This is a genomic window from Mesorhizobium sp. M2E.F.Ca.ET.209.01.1.1, assembly GCF_004010375.2.
Lineage (GTDB): Bacteria > Pseudomonadota > Alphaproteobacteria > Rhizobiales > Rhizobiaceae > Mesorhizobium.
Window position 1 is genome coordinate 1 of the sequence record NZ_SADP02001376.1, and the last position, 279, is coordinate 279.

General features: G+C 61.6%; 1 protein-coding gene. It reads right to left on the minus strand.

The genetic code is table 11. The features are described 5' to 3' along the window. Positions 1 to 236: succinylglutamate desuccinylase/aspartoacylase family protein (locus EN852_RS40470; protein ID WP_210238349.1), on the minus strand; the 236-nt coding region annotated here is incomplete at its 3' end. Positions 237 to 279: the final 43 nt, after the last annotated feature.

The window sequence follows — 279 nt, forward strand, 5'->3', positions numbered from 1 at the left end:
TCGGCGGCGAGATGGAACAGGCAGTGGCCCCGCTGCGACAATGCAGGTACTCGTTTGCAAATCACAAAGCCGGAGGACGCGAACCGAACAGCGACCGGTTCTCGCCACGGCGTGTCGGGAAAATGCAACAGCCCCGCCGTCTGGCCGCTTTCCACCATGTCGCCCAAGTCGACCCAAGGTTCGAAAACCCCATTCTCCGGGCAATACAGATAGTCCTTGCCGGAAATGACCCGCATGATACGGCCGCCCGGCGCGCTGGCTGCGTTAGGCCATTTCAGG